Origin of the sequence: Acetobacter senegalensis, from assembly GCF_001580995.1 — a bacterium.
Lineage (GTDB): Bacteria > Pseudomonadota > Alphaproteobacteria > Acetobacterales > Acetobacteraceae > Acetobacter > Acetobacter senegalensis.
Genome location: NZ_LHZU01000079.1, coordinates 1 through 12,237, shown reverse-complemented (window position 1 = coordinate 12,237; position 12,237 = coordinate 1). Strand labels below are relative to the sequence as shown.

Genomic DNA, 12,237 nt, shown 5'->3' with positions numbered 1-12,237 from the left:
GTCATGATCTGGAGCGCTTGAATGTCGATTAGCCCTAGAATACACTTCCCCGCGTGCATCACTACCGCAGGACCGTGCTTATGTCATCTCTGCACGGCCTACGCTATTGATACGAATAAACCGCACCGTTTGCAGGCAAGCCGAGCAAAAAACACCAGCACAGATCCCAATCCATACTCCCAAAACGGGTTGCGGTGTCAACTGCGCCAGCACCATGGCAAACAGGAACCCCACGATCCAGTAACTGGTGACGGCCATAAGCATAGGAATTTTCATATCCAGCTTACCCCTCAACGCACCGGATGAGGCAGCCTGAAGCGCATCGAACACTACAACCGCGCACACAACGAGAAACATATCATACAGACCACCACCAAAACGTGCGGATACCACGCCCGTATCGCTTATGCTGGCTCGGTAGATGGGGTTATGAAACAACAAAATCGTGGCGACTTCGGCCAAAGCCACCAGAAAAATGAAAACCATAGCAACATGATGCACGATTCTGCTGCGGTCATGCTCCCCTTTTCCATGAAAATAGGAAACTCTGACTGAAACTGTCTGATTCATAGCCAAAGAAGGCATAAAAGTCAGTAATTCTATGGACTGACAGAGCTGATGCACGCTCATCTGCGCAACGCCCGAAGCCCCGACAAACATGGCCAACAAGGTATTAGCACTCATTTCAGAGGCCACGCCAAGGCCGACAGGCCAGCCAGCATGGAGAATAGTGGCACAACTGTTCTTTATGGCAGGCCACTCATGCTGGACGAAGCTTCTTTTAAGAACAGAAAAAATATCCAGTGTCAGAAACGACATAGTAGCCGCGATAGACCAAGCAATGGAAAACACCACCCCCATCATGACCAGAATACTCTGCCCCATGCCACGGCAGAACAGTAGAACCACGAAAGCTCCGACCCCATAAGCCAGCGTGCCGCACCCTGCCGCCTTGAGAATGGAAGCCGAACGCCCTGTTGCCGAGCCATAGGAACGCATAACCGAAAAAAAGACCATGCCCGGCGCACCAAAAACGGCGCTGCTCATATACAAAAGCGCGTCTTGCCCCATTGAAGTCTCGAAAACAATGGCCTGACAGACCAGAACGATCAAAACCAGCAAAGCGACAAGAAAACCCGACAGGCCCAGCGCAATAGCACACGCACACGCCACGAAACGCTCCGCAGCTGCCTCGCCCTCCGCTCCCCCCCGGCCACGAGCCTGGCCCAAAAGAGACTGAAATGAGGAAATGGTTGACTGAACAATGACAACACCGGTCTGGATCAGCATATTGCAGATGCCACCAGACGCGAGTGCTTCAACCCCTATGCCACCCAGTGCTAGGTTGGCGCATAGCGTAATACTGACCTGCATGACTTGTGCGAGAGAAAGTGGGAAAAATATTTTTGAAATTTCACGAATTTCTTCAAAAAAAATATTTTTCTTTCCGAATAGACTGACCACAGACACACTCTGGATTCGCGTTTATTTTATGCCTGCTGCCTGATCGCGGCAAAAGCATCCACCATGTCCTGCGCGCTGCGCCGTGCACCGGCCTGCAGATATTCCATAGCCTCAAGAGCTGCATCATGCGCCCGGTAACTAGAGCCGGAAACACAGTCTTCTACCACGCGGCAGTAATAATCCATCTGGTGGCCATCGACAAAACTGTAATGTACGCACACGTCGGTAAAACCGCCGACCATGATAACAGTTTGCACGCCAAGGCCTTTGAGGAGAATTTCCATATCTGTACCGAAAAACACGGAATAGCGCCGCTTGGTGATCCGGTAGTCATCCTCCAGCATACCCAGTTCTTCGACCGCGAAATCCGTGCCAGACTGCCCTTCCAGACAATGCACACTTTCGGAACCATCAAGCTCACGTCCGAAGTCAACCATCGTACGGCGGTGAGCTTCCTGCACAAAAATGATCGGAATACCGGCCTCACGCGCGGCATCGACAACAGTTCTGGCACGGGTGTAGCGCTCAACTGCGTCAGGCATGAATTCAAGGCGGGAGCTGGGTGGACGTGGCACAAAACTGCCTTTTTGAATATCAACCACAATCAGGGCAGGCTGACCAACAATCATCGGCTTCGCGACAATCTGCTTTGCTCCGCTCATACGCATACTCCTCTATAATGCAGACAAGGATACGCAGCACGCCTTGTGGTTCAATATCAAATTACACAAACAAACTTGCATGACCGAGACATGGATAACACCCTCGCCCCGATCAAACCGGGAGGAGATGCAAGCTCTCCATCTGGCGAGCATCATCAATGTCACTCACGATATACCGGCACGCCAGAAGCAGGCAGACGCCCGCTGGCAGAACCGTGATCAGCATGGACAAAAAGGCCGATTGCAAGGGGTCGGCAGCACCTGCCGCCTTGTAGTTATCGCTCAGGATCCCGACAAGGTAATTGCCCCCTCCTGCCCCTATCACGCTCATACTAACCAGCATGACGGTCGCCCCCAGCGCCTTTTGCGCGGGCGGCAGCACTTCCTGCGACAAAGACAGCACCGGCGAGAGATAGGCCCCGATGCCGAAAATGATACACGCATAGAAAAAATAAGAGAGCGATCCCGTGGTTTCAAAAAAAGCTACCATCGACAGATTAACCAGAACGCAGGCCACAAGGGGTATCAACGCATAGGCACGCTTGTTTCTTTTTACGAGGTAATCGCACAGCACGCCGGCGGCAATCGTGCCGGCAATACCGCCAATCCCTTCCACCAGACCACTGATATTGCCTGCCTGCTCTACCGTCAGCCCCCGGCTGCGAATGAGATAGGCCGGGCACCAGCTCTCAAAACCCGCACTAGCCATGACAAGCAGTGTATAGGCCATACAGGTCAGCCAATAACTTTTACGCACAAGCAAAAACCGCAGATCGGAAAAGAAGGACGCGCCCGCTGCATGGCTATCCTGCGCTCCCACGGCACCTTCGCGGACCATGCACCACGCCCCGACAGCCAGCACCACCCCCGGCACACCCAGAGCGAACAGGGTGTAACGCCAGCCAAGCCATGGCACCAACATGCCCCCCACGCTCAGGCCGATCCATATACCCAGAGAAATGCCGCTATTGTACACAGAGATTGCGCGCGCGCGATACTGATCGGGAAAATGACGAGAGATGATATAGTAACAGACAGGGCTGCACCCCCCTTCAAAAAAAGCGACAGCCAGTCTTGTAAAGGCAAAGCTCCAGAGCCCGCAGGCCCAACCGCCCAAAATGGTGAACAGCCCCGACCCCAACGAGGCCACTGCAAGCAGCCGCCCTGATCCCGCCCGATTGACCAGATAGGAAAACAGGAAACCCGAAAGCGAATACACAAGAGCGAACAACGCGCCATTGATCAGACCAACATGACGATCCGCAATCCCGAGATTTTTTTCTATCGGGTCAATAAGGATTGAAATGCTGAATCTATCGACCCATTCAAAACTGAAAATGCACAGCATGATCGTAAGGTAGATAATAACCCTGCCCTTATCGATTTTTTCCATCTTCAGGTGCCCCGCTCTCTTTTTTGAAATACCCGTATCACTCAGTAATTGAACGGCACATGCTGATCCGGTGCCTGCAAGGGGCCAGGCGCATGAAGCGCCTTGCAGTTCGAAACCGGGCGGCTCCCCGCGCGCAGGGCGGTGATAAAATGTAGTTCATCCGCAAAGGCGACATTCACCGTGCCACTGTGTGTCAGGCCCGGATAGTAGTGCCACTCCACATGATCGTCCGCCGCGCATAATGCAGCAATCGCATTATATTGGGGTATGAGACCCGCCTCTGAATCCGCAAGGCCGGTCGCGGTAAAAACCGGTGCTTTCTGGTAAGCATCGGGCAACATTCTGGCCTGCTGGGCCATCTGCTCATAATGCTCCACACCGGGAGTGTAGATATCATCCGCCTTCATATGCCGGGCCTTGGCGTAATCCATCAGATCATGCAGACAGGCATGAGATGCCAGATCAATGATTGCCCGCCCCTTATCCCTGATCAGATCGGAAAGCCCCGGATAGCCCAATGCCTGTAGGCTGCCCAGAAAATACAGGGTCGAATAGGCGGCATCCACATCATCCCCGCCCTGATAGGCGCCTTCGGTAATAAAGGGGGCCTGGTGACGGTCCCGAATATCAAGCACAAGACCACTGGCAATAACCGCCAGAATATGCATATCTGGCGCCACCTGCGGTGCCAGATAGCCTGCCCCCAGCGCAGCCCCTGACCCCTGAGACTGCCCCGCCACCACAATATCGTTCGCCAGAAGATGCGGATGTGCTTTTAAAACGGCGTGAACGCCATCGAGAATACTGTATCCTTCGGGTTTGAATAGCAGATATGGGTGCACACCTTGCGTACCCAGCCCCTGATAATCCGTGCCGAACACGGCATATCCATGGCTGAGCCATTGTTTGAAATACGCCAGATCCCGCGGCGACGAGCCACGCCATGACGGCGCGCAGACATCCGCCACCCCCGTTGTACCATGAGCCCAAGCCACGATTGGCCACCCACCTGCGGGTGGCTTGCCTTCCGGCAGGTACAACACCCCGGAAACAGGGGCTATCTGGCCCTCTCTTACACCGTCACGCGCCGTGTACAACACACGATAGCCATGATACCCCAGACCGGGTGCCTCATAGGCCTCCTGCCGCAATACGGTGCCGTAAGCCTCCGGCAGAGGGGCAGCCCACTGGTAGAAAGCCGAAACTCCGGCATCGCCAGAAGGCAGCGCATCCGCCGCCATGCCTGACATAGCAGTTCCACATCCCATAAAGCAGGCCCCAAGCACGAGTGCTTTCTTGAGATATGCGCGCATAGTCGCCATTCCTCACCAAACCGCCAAGCCTGAAAGCTTGCTCGCAACCCAGTCAAGCTGGGCTTCCCGGAAATATGTCATGACCGAAAGATCGTGGGGGCCGAACTCCAGAACTGGCCCGCTAAGCGGCAATAGAGGGGCCAAACCGGGGCAATGCCCGCAGCATCCGGCACGCCTTTTTGCGCGAAACTGACCCAGTACGCCATCGTCTGCTCGGAAAGCCTGCGATCCTGCCGCACCGCGGCCGCCACAGGCGTGATACCTTGGCCGCCGTCATCGCTCTGGTTCGTGTAGCGGGTGCGCAAATTGCCAAATACATAGGGTAACTCGGATGCATGAGCCGCCCCACGGCATCCATCAGACTGCCAGCCCTTTCCCGCCCCGCCATGATCAAAATCATAAACCCAGACAGGCAGACCCGCCGCCGCCCACGCCTGTGCCTGAAAGCGCACTGGTTCAGTTTCGATCCGGTCTGTCTGCGCCGCACGCACAGCCGCCTGCAAAGGCCCCGGATACAACCGCTTGAAGGTCGGGTCCGCCGGAGAGGTAAATGTAAACAAAGCCAGAGCATCAGGCCCATAAACGCTGGCATCACAACTAGTCCCGCCCAGTATCAGCGGCACCGGCAGCATTTTGCCCTGCGCCAATAGCGTCGGCAAAGGGGCCGCAAGCAACTGACCATCGACAATGGGCATGGGAGTGCTACGATCTATGTCCTCCGGCGGGTCATCCTCTGTCAGTGCCGAAACGGGCAAGGCCCGAAGTGCATCGGCTTGCATGGCAGATACGCCATCGATACCATGTCGGTGGGCGTATTCCACCCCAATGGCCTCAGCCGAGGCCGTCCCTTGGGTCAGCTCTCGCCCGGCCCAGCGTGGAAAACCCGACTGGGGAATGGCGCGCGCGAACAAGCCGCGCGCAGACGGCATGACCGTCAGGAAATTGACCGATGCCCCCCCGGCACTCTGCCCGAAAAGCGTGACCTGCGCCGGATCGCCGCCAAACCGCCCGATATTATCCCGCACCCAGCCTAGTGCCGCGATCTGGTCCATAAAGCCGTAATTGGCCTGTGCTTCGCCCTTTGGGCGCACCGCCGCAAGAGCGGGATGGGCAAAAAAACCAAGACGCCCAAGGCGATAATTGAAACTGACGACTATAACACCTTTTTGCGCCAGTCGGGTTCCATCATAAAGCGGTTCCGCCGACGACCCACCAATAAAGGCCCCGCCATGAACCCAGACCATGACAGGCAAAGGTCCGCCCCGCCGCTCTGATGGCCGCCAGATATTGAGCGAGAGGCAGTTCTCGCTTGTGGGGATATTGCGCGCGTCCATACGCGCGATCTGCGGGCAGGCTGGCCCGAAAGCACCAGCATCAATCCGCGCAGACTCACCTGTCACGGGCAAAGGCTGGGGCGGACGCCACCGCAGTGCCCCGATCGGCGGGGCAGCGTAGGGTATGCCCTTAAAACTGTCCACGCCCGCGGCACTACGCCCCGAGACTAGACCGTAAGGGGTCTGCACCATGGAGGCCTCGGATGCAGCACCAGCCACGCCCCCCGTAACAACAAAGGCCATACAGGCAACAACACAAAGGTGATGTCTCACGCGCCGCTTTTTTTGCCCGCTCCGGTGCATCATGATCACACTCTCCCCATAGGTTTAGGCGTCGGCCCCCTTGCGCGCGTGCTGGGCAAACGCATCTACTGCATAGGCGCAATCGACATTGGCACCATGCTGGAGATACTCCATAGCTTCGAGCGAAGCCGTATGCGCCTTGATGCTGGAGCCCGCGACACAGTCATGCACAACGCGGCAATGATAGTCATGCTGATGGCCATCGACAAATGTGTAGTGGACACACACATCCGTAAAACCACCGATCAGGATAAGCGTCTCGGCTTTGAGTGCCTTAAGAAGAATTTCAAGCTCCGTGCCGAAAAAGCATGAATACCGACGCTTTTGGATGACATAATCATCCTCTCTCAGCCCCACTACATCGCGGGCAATCGGGGTACCCGGTCGACCCTCGACACAATGCGGCCCCTCACTGCCATCCAGTTCCCGACCAAAATCAATCAGCGATGCCCGGTGTATTTCCTGAAAGAAAATAACGGGAATATCCGCCGCACGCGCCGCGTCAATCACGCTACGTGTGCGGCTCATCCGCTCGATGGTGTCGGGCATCAGCGGCAGATGAAAATTCGGAGGCGGCGGTACAAACGACCCTTGTTGAATATCAATGGCCAGCACGACAGGGTTACCGACAATAAAAGGGTTTTTCTTTTTTACGTTTGTCACAAAACTTCTCTTCCAAACAAGACCACGCGCATCCATGAACCATGGTGGTCATGAATGTCGGCCTGTTTCCAACACATGAAGGAAACAGGCCACCATCAGTTACGACGTGTTATGAGCAACTGCTTACATACATCAGAACGAGGCACTGACAGTTCCGAAGAACTCACGCACCGCACCACGCTGGAGCGACTGGTAGTCACCCGATACAGGGAAGCCATTCTCGCCCATCATAGAAATATATTTCTGGTTCAGAAGATTATAAACTGTGAAATTCACTTTTACATTCTTAAGAACAGAAACCCTCCCAAAATCATAAGATGCGCCCGCACTGGTAAACCAGTATGGACTGACCGACGTATCATTCATAAGAGAGTAGTATCTCTTTGAAAAATAGTTGGCATAGAAGTTCGCATTAAACCCGTGATAATGAAAATCGATGCCAGTCTTGTAAATAAAGGAAGGATACGCAACCATTTTCTTGCCATACATGTCACAGTTTCCTGTAAGCGGACACGCATTGACATGCGCGCCATATGTCATGTGGTTGTAGCTAATCGAATTAAAAATTCCCAACCACTTGAAAGGATAGTAGTTAATGGATGCATCCACCCCATACATGGAAGCCTTACGCGTATCTATGACTGTAGAAACAGGGTTGTTGATACTTCCAACAGACGCAGACATAAGACGATGCGAAATATCAGCATGATAACCAGCAATGGATGCCACTATCTTCCTGCTTGTATAACGATACCCTACGACATAAACCCAGTCTTTTTCAGGTTTAAGTTTTGAACGGTTCTCATTGAACAGAGCCTGGGTCGATACACCCCATGGTGATGTATAGCTACCTTTTGCGGCAACACTGTAGGGTCGCATGGTTTCTGCCACATCAAAGTACAGCTCATGATGTGGTAGAAAACGCCAGACAAGATTGACATTGGGCAGGAAAGCAGCTGACGATGTCATGCTGCCATGCGCAAGGTTAGAGAACCCAGCCTGCGCACCACCCGAAGTTGTCTGCAGCATGGACTTGAAACCATATGTCAGACGCAAATTATCAAATGGTGTATACGTATCCATCAGGTGGTACTGGAAGGTATTCGTATTCCATTTGTAATGATAAGCTGAATAGAGCAGACCGTACCTATCATACGGCCCCGTAACAGACACTGGTGTGCCTTGACCAAGAAGTGGTTGATTATAGATATTGAACGACGTTTCCTGTCTGTTGTTTTCGAACCAGGCCCCGGTTTCAAAATGATGCTTTTTGTAGTCATACGTAAAGCTGGTTGTAAAACCGCCACGCTGTTGCTGAAGATGCCAGACATCTTCGGCCAAAGGCGCACCGGTGGTAGAATAATCGTATGGGTCACCTACTACCGTATGTGTATCATCCTTGTGGCCATACAGAAGACCATGCCATTTCAGGCGATCCATAATATCAGCATCCAGATGCAGACCAGTCAGATAGTCAACCGTTGCCTGGCCTGCATCATAGAATGCCGTACCATAGGTGGTGGAAACATTCTGCCACCCCGCAGGCAGAGAGCCTTGAGCACCGTCCGTCATTCCCCACAGACCAGCCGCATACGCTCCAGCATAGTTCGGATAGAAGTTGGCCGTCCGCCAGCCAAGTTTATCAAGCATTTCCAGAGAGTTATCTGAATAATTCCAGACTTCAGCATTAGACCAGTTGAAAAACAATGCTGCCCTAACCCGCTCACCCAGAGGTTGCATAATTTTGGCATCAACATTCTGCATGAAATCAGGGCTAGAGCTGTTATACTTTTTCTCATACGCCCGAGCGTAAGAAACAAAAAACTTTGTACCTGAATGATTCAGCTTGCCACTATCTAGGCGAACATAGGTTCGCTTCATACCGTAGCTACCAAAACCTTGAGAAACCTTAGCCCCCATTTTGTCTGACGGGTCTTTTATGCTCATTTCCATGGAGCCGCCAAGGTTACTGTTTGACGGCACGGCAAGTCCGCCAGCCCCTACGGACATAGATGCCCGACCAATATCATCAGAAATCGCAGCGTTATTGATATTCAGACCATTCAGGTTGGCATAAGTTTGGTCATTCAGCGGAATGCCATCCAGCGTCACACCCAGCTGATTCTGACTGAAGCCACGAACGTGAATGCTGGATGACCAACCATCAATACCCAACGGATCTGAAGAGCTGTAACTTGTTCCCGGAAGTTGACCAAGGGATTTCAGAATATTCTGCCCCGGCACTTCACTTTGCAGTATCCGGCTGTCAACTTTCATACTGCTGCCAGTCTGCATGTAACGCTGTGAGCCCGCGACCTCGACTTCCTCGCTATGGCGCGACACCGCTGCCTTATTCGATTTTTTGACGTTATGCGCACCAGACACCGCAACCTTGCCCCGGACCGCCACCTTTCCCACCGGTTTCGCATCTTCCGCTAGGGCCACCCCGGAAACATAGAGCGCGGCTATGGAAGACAGTAGTAAAATTCTCAATTTTACCGGGAGCATAGGATTCTGTTTTTCTGCGAATACACCCCTCATCATCGTCCTCCCTCACTATCTGCTTACAGCATGAGGGATTTGTTCCGGGTTAAAAATAACCTCTGAGGAAAATTTGGTTTTGCATTTGGTAAAGTGGCGTGCCTCCGACACTCCCGGAACAGACCGCGTCTACTCCTGCATACACAGCAGGAATCTTTGTACAAGCTGCGAAGTCTGACCTCTGAGGGTAATCATTTCTATGGAATTAACGAACTGAATTTCAGAAGCAAGAATTTTTTTATAATCATTCTTTCTCCATAAAGATTCAACATAGTGGGTTGGCAGAAAACCTAAATAACAACCGCTCCCTATAAGGGTTGCCGCCAGCTCCATATTCTCAACGATTGCCTTTTGCTTGAAAGACTTTACGATTTCGGGCAGGCGCGTGGCTCTTTTTAGATCATATCCACAAAAATTATACTTTTGCGGCTGTAAATCACCAGTACTGGCCGGGATCTTGTCAAAAAGCTCATGCCCAAGCGCACAATATAAATGATTTACCTCACCATGGAGAAATTTATATTCGATTTTCTCAATGGTTCTTCGTTTGAAGATAATGCCAACGTCAAATTCGTCGTTAATAATACCGGCCTCCACCTCCTCTGTCGTTTTTGAACTAAGCTTAAGAATCACATCGGGATAAAGTGTACAGAAGTTATTGATCACCTCTGTCAGCCGGAAACTCTTGTCCGTTATCAGCGCATCCACAACCGCCAGACGCAGGGTTCCACTGACCTCGGCGTTCAGGCTGGAAACTTCCTGTTCAAAGCGTTCCATATCGAGCAAAAGCCTTTTGCCGTAGTCATACAGCCGTAGACCCTGCTCCGTCAGGGCAAAGCCCGCTTTGCCACGCCTACAGACCGTAACCCCGGTTCTGACTTCCAGATCGGAAACGCAGCGGCTAATCGCGGGAAGACCGATTTGCAGCACAGGCTCGGCGGCTGCAAAGCCCCCGCATTCCACGATAGTGCAGAAAACTTTTACCAAACGCACATCACTGCCGGTAATTTTTCCGCGGAATTTTTTCGGTACACTCATATCAATTTACCTTTTCTCGCAGCAACAGACGCATAAAGCCTCCATTCCACACAAACAAACTCCACGGATATTCCCATGAAACCATAACTGCGTGTAGAATACGCCGATATGCAAGCGCAAAAAAAACAAACCCAAACTGTAACGAAAAAGGTCAATGACAAAATTACGTTCAAAGGATGTCGCCCGACGGGAAGAAAAAGGCGTAGGGCGGGATTACTCGGAAGCTCTTGCTCGAGGACTGGCGATTATCTGCACTTTTTCGGCGGAAAAGCGCCGCATGACCCTCAGTGAAATCGCCCGCGAGGTTGACCTGCCCAAAGCAACGGTGCGGCGTGCGCTGATCACTTTGGAACAACTCAGTTACATGCGTAGCGAAGGACGCCTGTTCACCCTCACGCCCGATATCCTCAGAATTGCCCGTGCCTACCTGACCTGTAACGCCATTTCGGATATCATCCAGCCCGCCTGCGAACGCCTGACCAAAACCACGGATGAAGGCACAGCCGCCGCTGTCATACATAACGATGAGGTGGTCATGATCGCCCGCGCGGTTCCTGCTCAGGCGGCGCGGCTAGATGTGGGTATCGGCTTTCGTATCTCCGCCAATAACAGTGCTCTGGGACGTATTCTCTTATCCGACAAAACCGATGACGAACTTGCCGCCTATTTTGCGGTTACCCCACTGGAAAAATCGACACCGTTTACCATAACGGATCCAGAAGTCATTAAAGACGAAGTGCTGGCAGCACGCAAAAACGGGTTTGCCTATGCCTGTCAGGAAGCCGAATACGGTTATCATTCCGTCGCCGTCCCGCTTCGCAAATGGAGGGTTCGAAAAACCCTCTGGTTTTGGGCCTTTCTCTGTGATTCCCTCTCTTGTGTGATGACTGGAGGAGTGGCTCATGACCCAGTCTGGTTTCTTTGATGTTGAAGAGCGGCTTGCTCGATTGAGTGGGCTTGGCGATCAGCTTGAAGCGTTTTCCCGGACTGTGGATTTTGAGGTGTTCCGCCCTGATCTGGATCAGGCTCTGGCCTATTCGGATGGAAGAAAAGGCGGGCGTCCGCCCTTTGATGTGTGGTTCTGATGTTCAAGATACTGGTGATCCAGACGCTGAACAATTTGTCTGATGACGAACAGAATACCTGATCAATGACCGTCTTTCCTTCATGCGTTTCCTTGGTCTGGGACTGTCTGAGCGCGTGCCTGATGCCAAAACCGTGTGGCTGTTTCGTGAGCGTCTGACACAGGCGGGAGCAATTGATGTTTTGTTCAACCGCTTTGATGCGATCCTGCGGAATGCCGGTTATCTGCCGATGTCAGGCCAGATCCTGGACGCTACATTGGTAGCGGCCCCAAAGCAGCGCAATACCAATGGGGAGAAGGCCGATCTGCGGGAAGGACGGATCCCACAGGATTGGCAGGACAAGCCGTCAAAGCTGTCCCATAAAGATCGTCATGCACGCTGGACCCTGAAATTCACCAAGGCAAAGCGTCAGGATGACGGGACGATCCCGTCTACGGATCT

General features: G+C 52.8%; 9 protein-coding genes and 1 pseudogene. 2 read left to right on the top strand and 8 right to left on the bottom strand.

Annotation, left to right across the window (positions count from 1 at the left end; genetic code table 11):
* Positions 1–78 precede the first annotated feature (78 nt).
* The 8 genes from AD948_RS01435 to AD948_RS01400 all read right to left on the bottom strand — a co-directional run bounded on the left by AD948_RS01435 (position 79) and on the right by AD948_RS01400 (position 10,711).
* Positions 79–1,464, bottom strand: a complete 1,386-nt coding sequence (locus AD948_RS01435) for an MATE family efflux transporter (protein WP_276325346.1) — start codon at positions 1,462–1,464, stop codon at positions 79–81.
* Between the two features lie 26 nt (positions 1,465–1,490).
* Entirely contained in the window at positions 1,491–2,126 is a 636-nt protein-coding gene (locus AD948_RS01430; protein WP_061470370.1) for a cysteine hydrolase family protein, read from the bottom strand.
* 112 nt (positions 2,127–2,238) lie between these two features.
* The gene (locus AD948_RS01425) at positions 2,239–3,519 is read right to left on the bottom strand and encodes an MFS transporter (RefSeq protein ID WP_061470369.1); all 1,281 of its coding nucleotides are present in this window, start codon (positions 3,517–3,519) and stop codon (positions 2,239–2,241) included.
* 41 nt (positions 3,520–3,560) lie between these two features.
* Entirely contained in the window at positions 3,561–4,832 is a 1,272-nt protein-coding gene (locus AD948_RS01420) for a lipase family protein (protein WP_061470368.1), read from the bottom strand.
* Positions 4,833–4,909: 77 nt separating this feature from the next.
* A complete protein-coding gene (locus AD948_RS01415; protein WP_169797367.1) occupies positions 4,910–6,439 on the bottom strand; it encodes a carboxylesterase/lipase family protein in 1,530 nt (509 codons plus the stop codon).
* Positions 6,440–6,493: 54 nt separating this feature from the next.
* Positions 6,494–7,132: a cysteine hydrolase family protein gene (locus AD948_RS01410; RefSeq protein WP_061470373.1), complete on the bottom strand. Its 639-nt coding sequence runs from the start codon at positions 7,130–7,132 to the stop codon at positions 6,494–6,496.
* 132 nt (positions 7,133–7,264) lie between these two features.
* On the bottom strand, positions 7,265–9,676 hold the full coding sequence (locus tag AD948_RS01405; RefSeq protein ID WP_248845874.1) for a TonB-dependent receptor: 2,412 nt from the start codon (positions 9,674–9,676) through the stop codon (positions 7,265–7,267).
* A gap of 126 nt (positions 9,677–9,802) precedes the next feature.
* Complete coding sequence (locus AD948_RS01400) at positions 9,803–10,711, bottom strand: LysR family transcriptional regulator (RefSeq protein ID WP_061470366.1); 909 nt, start codon at positions 10,709–10,711, stop codon at positions 9,803–9,805.
* A 154-nt stretch (positions 10,712–10,865) separates the two neighbouring features.
* On the opposite strand from AD948_RS01400, the gene AD948_RS01395 reads away from it, so the two are divergent.
* Positions 10,866–11,636: an IclR family transcriptional regulator domain-containing protein gene (locus AD948_RS01395; RefSeq protein WP_061470365.1), complete on the top strand. Its 771-nt coding sequence runs from the start codon at positions 10,866–10,868 to the stop codon at positions 11,634–11,636.
* Positions 11,614–12,237: pseudogene (locus AD948_RS01390) on the top strand (transposase); the annotation flags it as partial. The gene AD948_RS01395 and the pseudogene AD948_RS01390, both read left to right, overlap by 23 nt.